At 40.4% G+C, this 13,743-nt stretch carries 14 protein-coding genes and 1 pseudogene; 6 read left to right on the top strand and 9 right to left on the bottom strand.

Going from position 1 to position 13,743, the window contains the following annotated elements; genetic code table 11:
- Nucleotides 1-18: 18 nt before the first annotated feature.
- Nucleotides 19-519 carry a Spy/CpxP family protein refolding chaperone gene (locus tag ACE3JL_RS21310; RefSeq protein WP_271993045.1) on the top strand — a complete coding sequence of 167 codons (501 nt, stop codon included), beginning with the start codon at nucleotides 19-21 and terminating at the stop codon, nucleotides 517-519.
- Between the two features lie 101 nt (nucleotides 520-620).
- On the opposite strand, the gene ACE3JL_RS21305 is transcribed toward ACE3JL_RS21310, so the two are convergent.
- Together ACE3JL_RS21305 and ACE3JL_RS21300 are read right to left on the bottom strand one after the other, a co-directional pair.
- Nucleotides 621-1,772, bottom strand: a complete 1,152-nt coding sequence (locus ACE3JL_RS21305; RefSeq protein ID WP_375328319.1) for an NAD-dependent epimerase/dehydratase family protein — start codon at nucleotides 1,770-1,772, stop codon at nucleotides 621-623.
- Nucleotides 1,773-1,971: 199 nt separating this feature from the next.
- Nucleotides 1,972-2,325: pseudogene (locus tag ACE3JL_RS21300) on the bottom strand (ISKra4 family transposase); the annotation flags it as partial.
- 124 nt (nucleotides 2,326-2,449) lie between these two features.
- On the opposite strand from ACE3JL_RS21300, the gene ACE3JL_RS21295 reads away from it, so the two are divergent.
- Nucleotides 2,450-4,021 carry a hypothetical protein gene (locus tag ACE3JL_RS21295; RefSeq protein ID WP_271989859.1) on the top strand — a complete coding sequence of 524 codons (1,572 nt, stop codon included), beginning with the start codon at nucleotides 2,450-2,452 and terminating at the stop codon, nucleotides 4,019-4,021.
- Nucleotides 4,022-4,239: 218 nt separating this feature from the next.
- On the opposite strand, the gene ACE3JL_RS21290 is transcribed toward ACE3JL_RS21295, so the two are convergent.
- Nucleotides 4,240-4,692: an SRPBCC family protein gene (locus ACE3JL_RS21290; protein WP_271989857.1), complete on the bottom strand. Its 453-nt coding sequence runs from the start codon at nucleotides 4,690-4,692 to the stop codon at nucleotides 4,240-4,242.
- 104 nt (nucleotides 4,693-4,796) lie between these two features.
- Between ACE3JL_RS21290 and ACE3JL_RS21285 the strand changes: the two genes are divergently transcribed.
- The 3 genes from ACE3JL_RS21285 to ACE3JL_RS21275 all read left to right on the top strand — a co-directional run bounded on the left by ACE3JL_RS21285 (nucleotide 4,797) and on the right by ACE3JL_RS21275 (nucleotide 6,536).
- Complete coding sequence (locus ACE3JL_RS21285; RefSeq protein ID WP_271989855.1) at nucleotides 4,797-5,159, top strand: cupin domain-containing protein; 363 nt, start codon at nucleotides 4,797-4,799, stop codon at nucleotides 5,157-5,159.
- 5 nt (nucleotides 5,160-5,164) lie between these two features.
- Nucleotides 5,165-6,010 carry a prephenate/arogenate dehydrogenase gene (locus ACE3JL_RS21280; RefSeq protein WP_271989853.1) on the top strand — a complete coding sequence of 282 codons (846 nt, stop codon included), beginning with the start codon at nucleotides 5,165-5,167 and terminating at the stop codon, nucleotides 6,008-6,010.
- A gap of 67 nt (nucleotides 6,011-6,077) precedes the next feature.
- Entirely contained in the window at nucleotides 6,078-6,536 is a 459-nt protein-coding gene (locus tag ACE3JL_RS21275) for a nitrate reductase associated protein (RefSeq protein ID WP_271989850.1), read from the top strand.
- A gap of 133 nt (nucleotides 6,537-6,669) precedes the next feature.
- On the opposite strand, the gene ACE3JL_RS21270 is transcribed toward ACE3JL_RS21275, so the two are convergent.
- Entirely contained in the window at nucleotides 6,670-6,861 is a 192-nt protein-coding gene (locus ACE3JL_RS21270) for a DUF2949 domain-containing protein (RefSeq protein ID WP_002758191.1), read from the bottom strand.
- 269 nt (nucleotides 6,862-7,130) lie between these two features.
- Between ACE3JL_RS21270 and ACE3JL_RS21265 the strand changes: the two genes are divergently transcribed.
- The gene (locus ACE3JL_RS21265) at nucleotides 7,131-8,087 is read left to right on the top strand and encodes a glycosyltransferase (protein ID WP_375328318.1); all 957 of its coding nucleotides are present in this window, start codon (nucleotides 7,131-7,133) and stop codon (nucleotides 8,085-8,087) included.
- Between the two features lie 273 nt (nucleotides 8,088-8,360).
- Here the strand turns inward: ACE3JL_RS21265 and ACE3JL_RS21260 are convergent, their stop codons facing one another.
- The 5 genes from ACE3JL_RS21260 to ACE3JL_RS21240 all read right to left on the bottom strand — a co-directional run bounded on the left by ACE3JL_RS21260 (nucleotide 8,361) and on the right by ACE3JL_RS21240 (nucleotide 13,512).
- Nucleotides 8,361-10,412 (bottom strand): FAD-dependent oxidoreductase, encoded by a 2,052-nt coding sequence (locus ACE3JL_RS21260; protein ID WP_375328317.1) that lies wholly within the window; start codon nucleotides 10,410-10,412, stop codon nucleotides 8,361-8,363.
- On the bottom strand, nucleotides 10,412-10,624 hold the full coding sequence (locus ACE3JL_RS21255) for a hypothetical protein (RefSeq protein WP_375328316.1): 213 nt from the start codon (nucleotides 10,622-10,624) through the stop codon (nucleotides 10,412-10,414). The genes ACE3JL_RS21260 and ACE3JL_RS21255 overlap by 1 nt, the downstream gene beginning before the upstream one ends.
- A gap of 27 nt (nucleotides 10,625-10,651) precedes the next feature.
- Nucleotides 10,652-11,215 (bottom strand): Uma2 family endonuclease, encoded by a 564-nt coding sequence (locus ACE3JL_RS21250; protein ID WP_375328315.1) that lies wholly within the window; start codon nucleotides 11,213-11,215, stop codon nucleotides 10,652-10,654.
- 148 nt (nucleotides 11,216-11,363) lie between these two features.
- On the bottom strand, nucleotides 11,364-11,927 hold the full coding sequence (locus tag ACE3JL_RS21245; RefSeq protein WP_375328314.1) for a Uma2 family endonuclease: 564 nt from the start codon (nucleotides 11,925-11,927) through the stop codon (nucleotides 11,364-11,366).
- A 58-nt stretch (nucleotides 11,928-11,985) separates the two neighbouring features.
- Nucleotides 11,986-13,512, bottom strand: a complete 1,527-nt coding sequence (locus ACE3JL_RS21240) for an AAA family ATPase (protein WP_375328313.1) — start codon at nucleotides 13,510-13,512, stop codon at nucleotides 11,986-11,988.
- Between the last annotated feature and the right edge of the window lie 231 nt (nucleotides 13,513-13,743).

Raw genomic sequence — 13,743 nt, 5'->3', positions numbered from 1 at the left:
TCTTTGTCAAGGTCAATTATGTACTTTTCTACTCTCTCGATTCTCGGCACGACTATGGTTTTAACTCTGGCCGCTAACTTGGCCCCAAGTGCCACTGTGCTATCCTATCCCCAAGATCGTCTATTTATTGCTCAAACTAGCTCTCCCCAGCGTCCTGAAAATCGTCCCCGTCGGATTAATAATTCTAGAGAAAGACTAATTGAACAATTGAACCTTACCGATGAGCAAAAGTCGAAAGTTGCCGCTATTCGTCAGAAATATCAGGAAAAAACCAAACAGTTGCGAGAAACCCTGAGAAGCAACGAACAAGAATTAAATAGTTTATTATCGAATAATGCCTCCGATCGAGATATTCGTGCTAAACATCAGCAAGTCTCTCGGAATCGCCAAGAAATCAGTAACCTGCAATTTGAAAGTTTTTTAGAAATTCGTCAAGTCTTAACTCCCGCTCAAAGACAGGAATTTTCCCAGTTAATGCAGGAACGTCGCGCTAATTCCCGCAATCGCGGACGACAATAATTCCCATCAGTGCGGATTAAGATCGAGTTTGATGGCGATACATTAGAAAAACGGAAAGGATGGGTTACTTGCCCATCCTTTACTTATCATTAACTAATAAATTATCGTTTCCAAGTGACTTTTGGTAGGATATGATTCATATCTACCCGATTTTTATACTTGGTGGCGAAGTTTAGGAGGGAATCAAGGAGAGAATCGGAGAGATAGTGAGGTTGTAGTCCTAGATCGAGTAATTTTGTGTTTTTAGCGTTAAAATAATGTTCCTCTAACTCGATGCGCGGGTTGTCAAGATTGTTAATCTCCACATTTAACCCTAACGCAGAACCAGCTTTTTTCACCATCAGTGCCAAGTCACCGACGCTAAACAGTTCGGTAAATTGGTTAAAAACGCGAAATTCCCCGGATTGAGCGGGATTAGCGATCGCTAACTCCAAACAACGCACGGTATCGCGAATATCTAAAAATCCTCGCGTTTGACCACCTTTACCGTACACTGTTAGGGGATGACCGATCGCCGCTTGAATACAAAAACGGTTTAAAGCAGTACCAAAAACCCCATCGTAATCGAGACGGTTAATTAACATTTCATCCATTCCCGTCTCTTCGGTGAGGACTCCATAAACCACCCCTTGATTGAGATCTGTGGCTTTTAAACCCCACATCCGACAGGCAAAATGGATATTATGGCTATCGTGGACTTTGCTGAGATGGTACATACTGCCGGGCTGTTTGGGATAGGGTAAAGTATCCTTACGACCGTTATGTTCGATCGTGATGTAGCCTTCTTCAATATCTATATTCGGTGTGCCATACTCACCCATGGTTCCCAGTTTCACTAGGTGCGCGTCGGGAAATTCCTCTTTCATCGCGTAGAGGATGTTTAAATTGCCAACCACGTTGTTAACTTGGGTTAAAACTGCGTGTTCGCGATCGATCATGGAGAAGGGTGCAGATCTCTGTTCTCCAAAGTGAACAATGGTGTCTGGTTGAAACTGTCGCAGGGATTGAATCAGAAAGTCGTAGTTATTAATATCTCCGACAAAAAGATCGATCGATTTTCCCGTTAGATCTTGCCAGCGTTGAATCCGATGAGATATGGGTGCGATCGGTGTTAAGGTATCGCAGCCTAATTGTAAGTCCCAATAGCGACGAACTAAACTATCAAGTATGCCTACTTCGTAACCTCTATTTGATAGATGGAGTGCCGTTGCCCAACCACAATAGCCGTCTCCGCCAATAACCAAAACTCTCATACAATATCTGTAAAGTTTATATACTCGTCCTTGGTAACTCTAGCAGTTTTGTGTCACGCTTTACCAGTTTAACCCCCGTGAACATAGTGCGGAAGATGGGGTAATGGGGTTTTTCAGTGTTGCCAAAGGCACGGCGTAGCCGTCCAGTAAACAGTAACCGGTTATCAGTGGGGGCTCTTTTAGAAAGACCTATGGCAAGTCAAACAAGCATCGTTGTGTGTCTTGAAGTAGTAGAGCAACAAGCTTGAATCACAGTTGTGAGCAAAGGAACACCGTCTTGATACAGGGCCCGATGATACCGTTGATGCTCGTGCTGTAAATGAAAGTGCCAATAATCAGGCCAATCACCGCTAACCTGAAGGGAGCGAAGACGTAAAACCGTCTCAGCACCCTTGAGACTCCATCTCGTACCCGTAATCTCCATGCGGTCTTTCATCAAGTAACGACAAGTCCCCTCAATTACCCCCGTAGCAATGGGAAAACCTGCCGCCAAATAATCTTGATATCGGAGATAATCGCGATGATTAAGCAAATAATTGGCACATTTATCTACTTTATAGGCAACGCTAAATTATAATCGAGTAGGATTAAAAATTTGTGCTATCATGGGAGAATAAATATTCGGAGATACGGTCACGAAGCTAACAGACAATTTTAGGATAAAAATACTGACACTTATGGGGAAATCAATCAATAAAGTCCGATTAATGGCGCTAATTTTAGGAATTCTAGCGATCGCCTTTGCCTTTTTCACCAGGATTGTCAGTATCTTTGAATATGTTACCTTCGATATCGGACCCGATCCCGATCAGATTAGCGGTGGTTATCTTTGGATGGATATGTGGAAGGGAAACTTTCCTCAATTGGGACCCGCAGGGGGAGGTGGAAAATATGGATTCGTAATTCCTCCCCTCTATGGTTATTTAGCATTTCCTTTGACAATTTTCGGTACCGCTCCCGAATTTCAAGTCCTTACCAATGGTCTATTTTCTTTTCTATCGATTCCCCTGTTAATCTACTTTGTTTATCAACTTTTAGAAAATGTAGAACAAGATAAACGTCTTCTCCTGTCTAGTTTAGCAGGATTTTGGTATAGCACGATTTATGCGGACTATTTTATTAATAATTTTTCTTGGGGTCCTAGTCCAATACCATTTTTTATCCTCGTTTTTGCTTTACTCTATCGGTTCCAGATGGAAACGACTAAGCCGCTGCTCTATCAGGCTATAGCTTGGATATTCTTCGGGATTACTGTCGCTATATTGGTGAGTTTACACACCACCACGATGTTAATTATCCCAGTGACTTCTGTTATCGCATGTCTATGGTTTGTTTATCGAAATCGCAAGAATACTCTTAAATGTCTTTTGCCTTTTCTATCGATTCTCTCGGCAAATCTCGCCTTATTTATGTATTGGCACAGTGAGATAGTTGGGAGATTTGCAAATACTAAAGGGATGCTGAGAGCACTCACGGAAAAGGGGGCAAGCTCTGAACCATCGAGCAATCTGTTCGCTCGTCTATTTAAAGCGATTTGGGAAACGGTTTATCTGGGCAATCAAGTATTTTTTTTGAATGACAATATATCGATTTTTAATGTCGTAGTTTCAGCTATTTTTTTCGGCGTTTCTCTGTACATAGTCATCAAAAAATATCGAGGCAATAAAACACTGATTGGCTTTTTGGCGATTACTTGGGTAATTTTTCTCTACGCTTCCTCCAATTATCCTGATGAGCATTTTTATTCCCATCGCAAAATCTTACTCTGGTTTGCTCCTATACTTCTGGCGATCGCTAGTCTGGCCTATCTGAACTTGACTAAGACTTTCGACAGGATACTTGCTCTAGTTCTAGCAATTATCATCGGCTATTCTATCGCAACCAATCTGTATTTTAATCAACGTTATCTTGCTAGTAAATACGGTTCCGAAAGACTCCTATCCGTGGCCGATACAGTGGAAATTATCAATCAGATTCCGGTCGGTTCAACCCTTTGTGATCCAGCCAAAAAAGGCAAAAGAAGAGAGCATGGTCAGTATGATTATATCGATACCTTTATGACCAAAAGAGAGCTAACGATCACCAATGCCTGCCCATCGGGTAGTTATTACATACAGCCGAAATTTAAAATGGCTATCCAAATGAACGATTTATTTCCAATTTTTACCCTCGTCAAAACTCCCCCTCTTGATCGCCCGACGGCCTCCCTTCTGGAAACCCCGGAAGCCTATCTCTATAAAATTGAGTAGCAATAACTCAACCATGATAGCGGAATTTACTTGGGATATTCTTAGGAAGTTTTCGTTTTTGGGAGTTGATCGTCAGCAATAAACTGTACTGCATTTGAACTGGGCATGGGGAATTTTAGTACAAACGCTCAGACCGACTCTCCCTACCCATTCTCCCTAACCATAGACAGTCTTAACCAGCAATTTAGCTAGTCAAAAGCTTATTAACGATAATTGCCTCACCTTGGCGACGTATTATTGACAATATTGAGCGCATAAAGGCGAAAACGCTCTAGATCGGCTTGCAGAGTTGATTCCACCACTCGACCGAGGAAAAGATTATCCATCAATTTTCCTAACCAACCGGGTATAGCATAGGCTGCTGTCAGTCGCACAATACTTCTACCATGACGGTCATAGAAACGAATTGCCCCGCGGTTAGGTAAACCGTCCACAGATTCCCATTGAATCATCTGGTGGGGAACAATTTTCAGTATCCGTGACAACCAAGTAAATTCTAGACCACCACTGGCTAACTTCCAACGGGAAAGTTCTGGCTCCTCATCGAGAATTTTCACCGATTCGATCCATTTCATCCACTGGGGCATTTGTTCTAAATCTGACCAGAGATCCCAAACCAGATCGATCGGTGCGTCCACTTCTACCTCTACACTATGTTCTAACCAAGTCATTCGTTAATTCTGGCGATGCTGAATATTTCTATGATAACGGCTATTCGTCTTTAGCTTTTGACTCAATGATAAAATAAAAACAATCTTCGAGGTTTAATTTTACTATGTTAATCAGAAAACTGCTCGAATGTGAGGAATTCATCGCTGGTGATCATACCAGATTGCGTGAGTTATTGCATCCCGATAAACAGCCCTTAAATCTACGTTATAGTTTAGCCCATGCTTGGGTAGATGTGGGGGAAACTTCTACTCCCCACGCTTTAAAAACTGCGGAAGTTTATTATATTCTGCAAGGACAAGGAGAAATGCACATCGATGAGGAAGTGCAATTAGTGACTGTCGGTGCTACCATTTATATACCTCCTCTAGCTAAACAATATATTCATAATTGTGGTGAGGAACCCTTAATTTTTTTGTGCATTGTCGATCCTGCTTGGCGACTAGAAGACGAAATTATCTTTGAGTAAAACTAATGAATATTGGCATTATTGGACTGGGTTTAATTGGTGGTTCCTTGGGGTTAGATTTTCGCTCACAAGGTCATAAAGTTTGGGGAGTTTCCCGTCAACTATCCACCTGTGATATCGCTGTACAAAAAGGAGTGGTAGATGAATCTAGTACCAATTTAGAATTATTAGCCACTGTCGATTTAATCTTTATTTGTACTCCCATACATTTAATTGTGCCAACTTTGGAAAAATTAACTCCCTATTTAAAAACCGAAGCCATTGTCACCGATGTGGGATCAGTTAAAGGGGCAATTGTGGACAATTGTAGTCAATTATGGCCGAATTTTGTCGGTAGTCATCCCATGGCTGGGAAAACCGAACAGGGAATTAATGCTGCACAATTGGGTTTATTTGTCGATGCCCCATATCTGATTACTCCCCTTGAATCTACTCCTAACTTTGCCGTGCAAATCCTAACCGAAATAGTACGAAGATTAGGCTGTAAAATTTATTATTCCTCCCCCGAAGAACACGATCGAGCCGTGGCATGGATTTCCCATCTGCCAGTCATGATTAGTACCAGTTTAATCCAAGCTTGTGGAAAAGAAAAAGATCTGAAGATTCGTCAATTAGCGGAAAATTTAGCTAGTTCTGGTTTTCGCGATACCAGTCGCGTCGGTGCTGGCAACTCCGAATTAGGTTTAATGATGGCTAAATACAATCGTCAAGCTTTATTGATATCCTTGACAAATTATCGGCAAAATCTGGATCAAGTTATTGACTATATTGCAGGAGAAAAATGGCAGGAACTAGAGGAAACTCTCCTCTCTAGTCATCAATATCGAGCCAATTTTATTCAATCAAAATAACATTTTGCCAGCAATTACACCCCAAGGCTGTATTATAGATTTATCCTCAGTAAATCAGTGAAATAATATGAACACCTTTTTTGACTTTGAAACCGATTTTGTTGACTCCTTACGTTGCATACCAATGACCGTGAGAATGAAACTAGATACCTGTGGAGTTAAATTAAAATTATCCCATTGGATGCAGTTAACTCAACCAGAAAGAATGGTATTAGTTAATATGGCTTGTACGACGGCAGCAGAGGCTAAAATCTATCGAGATTTTCTGCAAAAATTAATCACCGAAAAAACCGGTACTCCCCCAGGAGAAGTAGCAATAGATAACCATCCTGCTTGGTTAGATGATAGCCAGATTCCCAATACAGTCCTAGAAAAAGCTAGGGAATTACAGGTTGAAATTAGTTTAGAACAATGGCAAAAACTAGAGCCATCCCAACGTTTTGCCCTGATTAAACTTAGTCGTCCTAGTCACGAAAATCTCAACTTTTATCCGGCTCTGAAAGAGTTTTATCTAGTCGATGTCTAACTCAAGAAACCAGGGTATATTAAGTTTGTTTATACCTTACTGTCATGACAACCACAAAGGCGATCAAGGATTGCAAAATTAAATAAATCACAGTAACTTGCTGGTCGCTTAATAAAAATGATAATTAATTTAATTATACAGTTTCCATCCAGTCAAAGACCTGATTCAATTGCGACAAATCAATTAAACCATACTGCCATAAAACCATCGGCAAAGAACCCACCGATGCTTCACAGAGACGCACAGCCATATCAAAGGAACGGGGGGAAATTGCTAGTTTTTCCAAGAGGAAAGTCCGGAGTTGTTTTTGTTGATGAGCTTCCATGATTAAGGATCATTGGTAATAATAATCGGATTATTGAATAACTTATCTTCTATTAAAAAGAGATGCTTCCCTCACGGGGATCACCCAATTGGGTGATTTTGTCCATCAATCGGAATAATTTCAGAATCTATCCATGATATGTCCTACTATCTGGAAATTGCTAGTGGGGATATCAACACTTTCTTTAGTTAGAAAAATGATAAAGGGGAGCTTTTGGTATAAGCTATTAATAACCTAGTTTTTGCTCAAGTAGGAGAGAATTGCCCTCAATGAGTCATGCTCCTCAAGTTTCCGTGATTATTCCTTGCTATAATCAAGGTCGCTATCTTGATGATGCGATCGCATCTGTTTTAGTGCAAATATACCAAGATTTTGAAATTCTTGTGGTTGATGATGGATCCACAGAACCAGAAACCATCAAGATTTTACAAGATTATCAACAGCCAAAAACCCGGATCATCCGCACAGAAAATCAAGGGGTTGCCACAGCGAGAAATTTAGGAATTGCCCAAGCGCAAGGAACCTATATTCTTCCCCTTGATGCTGATGATAAAATTGCCGATTCCTATCTAGAAAAAGCGGTTACTTTGCTAGAAAGTAATGAGCAATTAGGTATAGTTTATTGCGAAGCGGAGTATTTTGGCGACAGAGAAGGTATTTGGCCGCTGCCTGAGTACAAATTTCCCGATATATTAGTAGATAATATGATATTTTGCTCCGGTTTGTTTCGGAAATCCGACTGGGAAACTGTGGGGGGCTATAATACTAATTTGATTTATGGTTGGGAAGATCACGATTTCTGGCTATCTCTGATCGAATTAGGTCGAGAAGTCTATCGTATCCCAGAAGTATTATTTTTCTATCGACAAAAAGCTGACTCTATGAGTCGCTCAATGACCGCAGAACACTATATTTATTCCTACACCCAACTTTTTTATAATCATCCCCAACTTTACTCCCAAAATATCCAAGCCATTTTTGCTGCTTTAGTCACCTTAAGAGTCGATATATTCGCTCAGTTGGAACAGGCTAGAGAACGAATTAAACAATTAGAAATTCATGAACAAGAATTACAACAAGACTTGCAAAAAACCCAATTGGATTATCGAGAAGCTGACAGTAAAATAGCCGCCATGGAAAAAAGTAAATTCTGGCAAATGAGAAGAGTTTGGATTAAAATGCAAAAATTGCTAGGTTTGCTGAAAAAAGACCCAATTTATTCCTGATTTTCATCTATGATTCAGTGTTTGTTAGGTATTCACTGAGCGTGTACTTAAGCATTTTTACTCAATCTGCATTACTTACGGCTGGCTGAATAATGGTAAAAACCTTGTTGGGTAAGACTTTTAGACTTTTTGTCAATCAAAAAGTACCCGGACTGGGAGTGATGAGGGGGAAAACTGAGGCACTTTTTCACTAAAAATTAGGTAATTAACCACCTCAAAACTGGTAAAACCCCACACCCTGTCCCCACGAAAAACTTTTTCAGCAGACCCTAATTAATACCAATCATCCATCGACCGGAAAATTGAGACATCGGGAAACACGGTGGGATTACCACTTGCGTCGATTTTTTGCCGTAATTCTCGCAGTTTTTGATTGCCGATGAGAAAATCACTTTCTACTAATTGATAGGGCAGTACATTATTATCTAAAGCATACACTGCCGTGATGCCTGCTGCTACCCCGGAGGACCACTCGAAAGAATGGACACGATAGGCGGCCGCGGCAATATGACTAAGGGCGATACTTTTGCCCGCTATCAGTAAATTATCGATTTTTTGGGGAATTATAGCCCTTAAAGGAATCTCGAAGGGATAAGCTTGGCCCTGTCCCTGTCTTTCTCCTGCTTTTTCTGTATTACCCGGTTTTTCGGGGGGATGTTCCGTCATGCAGGGATGAAAATCAATCGCATAGTGACCGATACCGACGGAATCAGGGTAAATAGTCGATCGCTTGCGTTTAACAACCGCATCGGGGGATAATGTGCCATCAAGTACGGAAAATCCCTCTAATCCTGCTAAGGTGGCAATTAAGCGCCGATATTCTGCTGGGGAAAGATTTTGACGATAGAAATCGCTTTGAAAATTTTGTCGGGAAATATCGATTTCTGTGACGGTAAAACCATCGGGGAAAGTCAGGGAAGGACGACCGATAATCCGTCTTGCTTCCCGAATATAGGGATATTTTGACAAACCGTGGGCAGTACCCATGGGAGAATTAAAACCAGAGAGATAACGGTTATTCAAGTGGGGGACTTTTACCCCGTCTCCTAACTGGGAATCGGTGGTTCCTTCTACTAGCCAATAATAGTAGGAAATGGCGTGTTCTTCGCCCCTCGCGAGGGTTTCGGTGCGTAATCCTCCCATCCATCCCCCGGGAGATAACTGTCCTAACTCTTGCAACTGTTCACGGGTGTAGATAAAGTTATCCTTTGCAGTCCCCGGACGATAATCATTCCCCCAAGTCCAATTCTGCATGGAGATATCCCCCGGGACGGGTTCGGTAAAAGTAATTCCCCCAAAGGTTTTCTCTTTACCCAGTTGTGGACTCCAAATACGACGATAGGTGAAAACGAGGTCAAAATCGGCTAATCGCGGCAATTCATAGCTAAAATAGGGGGCATAGCGTTCATAATAAACGGGTTTCTCGTGGGTTTGGGGTTTTTCTGTTTCCTCCATGGCAAAGGTATAGGTAAAACCCTGGGTACAGTAGGGGTCTCCAGTGACGCTAGAAGAAGAAGGTTCCAGATAACTGCGCTTATCGACACCTAAACGGTAGGGAATATCTGATAATCCGATTATTTCCCCAGTTTCGGTCGCTTCAATCACATACCAATCTGCTAATTGATTCGGTTGGGAGGATTTGGGGACAAAACGGAGGATTTTTTTATCAAAACGGGGAGAATTTTCGTAGCGATAGATATCCTCCATTTTTTGCGATAAAAACTCGGTATTTAGGGGAGGAGTACCTTTTGCGGGACTATGTTGGATAGCAATTACACTGGTAATCTGTTGACCGGTGCCGCGATTGGGTAAAGTTTCAATATTTAATTCTTTGACTACCGTGGAGGGAAACCATTTCAGGGTTCCTTTACCTTTTTTGGCAGCGTCTTCTAACTGTTGAAATAATAATTTATGTCCGTCAAAAGGTAAAAAACAAGACCCACTGACCCAACATTCTCCCGGGTTGCGTTTCCCGTAATGCTTTCTAATTCTTTCCCTAAATTCTAGATAACCTTTCGGGAAAAATAATTTTTCTCTTTGTGTTCGTCTTTCATCTAATGCGGAGGTTCCTTGAGAAGATATCTGTCCCCCCACCCAGTCGGTAATTTCGGTTAAACAGACGGTTTTTCCTAATAATAAAGCTTCGTAGGCTGCACCGGCACCGGCTAAACCACCACCCACCACCAGAATATCACAGCCGACGCTTTGATCCGGTTCTCGCGGGGGGGCCGCTAGGGTAAGGGGAGTGAAAGCTTGTAGGAGAAATAATCCCAGAGAGAGGGATTTAAGAGGAGTAAAGTGATGATTGAAAATTTTAGGGGACATTATTGAGAAATATCAATGTTGTGGCTGAGAGTTTCTTCTTTCTTTGAAGAAGTAGCCAGAGCATCTGTTCCTGAAATCCTGATGGTTTTTTTTGGGTGGTCTTGAGAACTTTTTAGCTTGATGCTGGCCTTTGAGAAATTATACACCTTCAATTTGACAATCGATCGCTTTTCTGGAAATGTTTTGACAAAGATATCCTGATTCGGTGTCATTCCCTTTGTTATTCCCTGTCATCCTTGCTAAGTTAAATGCAAAACAAACCCGGGTAATACATCTTCCCCAGATAAGGTAGCAGGTAAATTAATAATTTCTACACCGCTATTTAGTCGGTAGATTTCCACCTGCTGCTGTTGCGGATTAATCAACCAACCCAAACGTAAACCACTAGCTAAATATTCGCGCATCTTTTCCCGTAAAGAGGTTAAGGAATCAGTACGAGAACGTAATTCAATCACAAAATCGGGACATAAAGGTGGGAACTTTTCTCGCTCTTCTGCGCTCAAAGCTTCCCATCTCTCCCGTTTTATCCAAGCAACATCAGGAGAACGATATCCTCCCTTTGGTAAACAAAAAATTGTCGAAGAACTAAAGACTTTACCTGAATTACTTTGACGATTCCAAATCGTTACATCAGCAATTAAATCAGCTTCTCGATTACCACTATTTCCACCCACGGGAGGCATAATTAATAATTCTCCTTTTTGATTACGTTCTAAATTCCATGTTTGATTAGCCTGACAGAGATGATAAAATTGTGCATCGGTCAGATTAACTGCATCGATATTTAAGACTACAGTTTCCACAATCGCTTCTCCTTCTTGCTACTTTATACAAGATAACTCATAGCATTTATTTTAATGGTGAGGTAGTAAGTCTCTGGTTTTAGGGAACGTCAGAACTGCTATATCAGTTATTAGTTCAGAGAAAAATATGTGTAATTAATTCTGTCTCCTAAGTTAAATGCAAAACAAACCCTGGTAAGACATCTTCCCCTGATAAGGTAGCAGGTAAATTAATAATTTCTACACCGCTATTTAGTCGGTAGATTTCCACCTGCTGCTGTTGCGGATTAATCAACCAACCCAAACGTAAACCACTAGCTAAATATTCGCACATCTTTTCCCGTAAAGAGGTTAAGGAATCAGTACGAGAACGTAATTCAATCACAAAATCGGGACATAAAGGTGGGAACTTTTCTCGCTCTTCTGCGCTCAAAGCTTCCCATCTCTCCCGTTTTATCCAAGCAACATCAGGAGAACGATATCCTCCCTTTGGTAAACGAAAAATTGTCGAAGAACTAAACACCTCCCCAAGTTGAGTTTGCTCGTTCCATACCCCAACTTTAACAATCAAATTAGCTTCCTGTTTACCAGTATTTCCACCCACGGGAGGCATAATTAATAATTCTCCTTTTTGATTACGTTCTAAATTCCATGTTTGATTAGCCTGACAGAGATGATAAAATTGTGCATCGGTCAGATTAACTGCATCGATATTTAAGACTACAGTTTCCATAATCGCTTCTCCTTTTTGCTACTTTATAAGAATTGCTATATCGATGATTCATCTCAACCTATTTACTTAATTGACTCTCTAAAAATTTTAGCCAATCGGGATTAGTAGTGTCTAGGGAAATTAGATAGGGTTGTTCTTTTTCATTAAAAGGTTCTGTTTTCTCAATTTGGGCATTTAAAACCTCGATAGTAGCGTCAGAAATATCGTCTTTTCTAGCGGCAATCCGTTGTTTTAAAACTTCTATAGGTGCGTGACAATGGACAATATGAAAAGGAATCTGTAAATTTTGTACATAGGTTAATAAAGGTTCTCGCCAAGCATATTTATCATAGCGTGCATCGAGAATAACTGGATAACCTAAAGTTATTAAAATTCGGGCTAATTCCGCTAGTCTAGTGAAGGTTTTTTGACTCATTTCGAGACTATATATATCTAGACTTCCTCTTTGATTTAAGTCAATTCCAGCCAAATGTTTGCGAACTGCATCGGAACGAATCTGAATAGCATTAAGATTTTTAGCAATTACTTTCCCTATGGTACTCTTACCCGATGCAGAAAATCCCGACATCAGAATTAATCTCGGTTTCTGCGGTTGTGTGTACTGCCAAGCTAATTGATAATAATCCTCTGCATCCGCTTTAATTTTTTCAGAAAAACTGTCACCATCAAGCAAAAAACTATTGACTTTTGCTCTCACATATGCTTGTCTAGTCAGGTAGAGAGGCAAGACTTTTAACCCCTCCCAGTCTGCGGTTTGTTCTAAATAAGTATTCACAAATAAATTAGCAAAATCTTCTCTCCGTCTAGCGGTTAAATCCATAGCTGTAAAAGCAATATCATACATGACATCAACGAAGCGAAAAGATTCATTAAATTCTATGCGATCAAATAATTGTATTTCTCCTTGCCACTGACAGATATTATTCAAATGTAAGTCGCCGTGACATTCGCGAATCATCCCTTTTATTTGTCTTTCCTCTAACCAATCTCGGTGTTCTGCAAAGAATTTATCTGTATAAGCTTTCGTTTCATCGTATTGTTTTTGGGTTTGGACAAAATTAATATATTTCTCAGTTTGTTGGTAGTTTTCATCAAAAGCTTGTTTAATAACTTCTAAATTACCAAACTGATTAATATAGGAATTAGTCGCCGATTGCCGATGAAATCCTGCCACTTTTTGAGCTAAAGACTCTATAGATTTTTCCGTTAGTTCTCCCCGTTCAAACATTTTACTAAGTAAACATTCTTGGGGAAACTGATTCATTTTTAAAACGTATTCGATCGCTTTCCCTTTTCCATTTAAACTTATGCTACCCTGTTGATAATTAATTGACAAAACTTCTAGATAGATATTATCGGCGACCTTTTTATTTAACTCTAGTTCCTGTTCTAGATAATACTTTCTCTTTTCTAAAGTGGAGAAATCTAAAAAATTATAATTAACTGGTTTCTTGAGTTTATAGGCATAATCTCCTGTTAAGAAGATAATTGAAGCATGGGTTTGGATAATTTCAACGGGAATTTTGACAGAATGAGGATAAAAGTCAGGATTTTTTAATTCTTCGATTAATCGATTGCTATCCATAGCGAAAACTCCTATCGGTTGCATCTCATTTTTATAAATTTACTGGGTTGGGATTTTTCAAGGGAAACTCTCTGCTAGAATTGGGCGTTATTTCCGATTTTATCACGCAATCTCGTCCCTTGTGAGATTCTACCCCTCAAACCCCCTGTTGGGGACTGGAAAGTGGGAAGAAAGCATCAGTTAATCGTACCACTATTTGTACCACCACAAGAATGACTGATCATTGCTGAT

The organism is Microcystis sp. BLCC-F210, from assembly GCF_042134685.1.
Classification (GTDB): Bacteria; Cyanobacteriota; Cyanobacteriia; order Cyanobacteriales; family Microcystaceae; genus Microcystis; species Microcystis aeruginosa_D.
This window is presented reverse-complemented; position numbering and strand designations above follow the sequence as displayed.

Excerpts from the sequence above, each read along its gene's own strand:
- ACE3JL_RS21310 (WP_271993045.1), top strand. The coding sequence starts at position 19 with ATGTACTTTTCTACTCTCTCGATTCTCGGCACGACTATGGTTTTAACT.
- ACE3JL_RS21305 (WP_375328319.1), bottom strand. The coding sequence starts at position 1,772 with ATGAGAGTTTTGGTTATTGGCGGAGACGGCTATTGTGGTTGGGCAACG.
- ACE3JL_RS21295 (WP_271989859.1), top strand. The coding sequence starts at position 2,450 with ATGGGGAAATCAATCAATAAAGTCCGATTAATGGCGCTAATTTTAGGA.
- ACE3JL_RS21290 (WP_271989857.1), bottom strand. The coding sequence starts at position 4,692 with ATGACTTGGTTAGAACATAGTGTAGAGGTAGAAGTGGACGCACCGATC.
- ACE3JL_RS21285 (WP_271989855.1), top strand. The coding sequence starts at position 4,797 with ATGTTAATCAGAAAACTGCTCGAATGTGAGGAATTCATCGCTGGTGAT.
- ACE3JL_RS21280 (WP_271989853.1), top strand. The coding sequence starts at position 5,165 with ATGAATATTGGCATTATTGGACTGGGTTTAATTGGTGGTTCCTTGGGG.
- ACE3JL_RS21275 (WP_271989850.1), top strand. The coding sequence starts at position 6,078 with ATGAACACCTTTTTTGACTTTGAAACCGATTTTGTTGACTCCTTACGT.
- ACE3JL_RS21270 (WP_002758191.1), bottom strand. The coding sequence starts at position 6,861 with ATGGAAGCTCATCAACAAAAACAACTCCGGACTTTCCTCTTGGAAAAA.
- ACE3JL_RS21265 (WP_375328318.1), top strand. The coding sequence starts at position 7,131 with ATGAGTCATGCTCCTCAAGTTTCCGTGATTATTCCTTGCTATAATCAA.
- ACE3JL_RS21260 (WP_375328317.1), bottom strand. The coding sequence starts at position 10,412 with ATGTCCCCTAAAATTTTCAATCATCACTTTACTCCTCTTAAATCCCTC.
- ACE3JL_RS21255 (WP_375328316.1), bottom strand. The coding sequence starts at position 10,624 with ATGACACCGAATCAGGATATCTTTGTCAAAACATTTCCAGAAAAGCGA.
- ACE3JL_RS21245 (WP_375328314.1), bottom strand. The coding sequence starts at position 11,927 with ATGGAAACTGTAGTCTTAAATATCGATGCAGTTAATCTGACCGATGCA.
- ACE3JL_RS21240 (WP_375328313.1), bottom strand. The coding sequence starts at position 13,512 with ATGGATAGCAATCGATTAATCGAAGAATTAAAAAATCCTGACTTTTAT.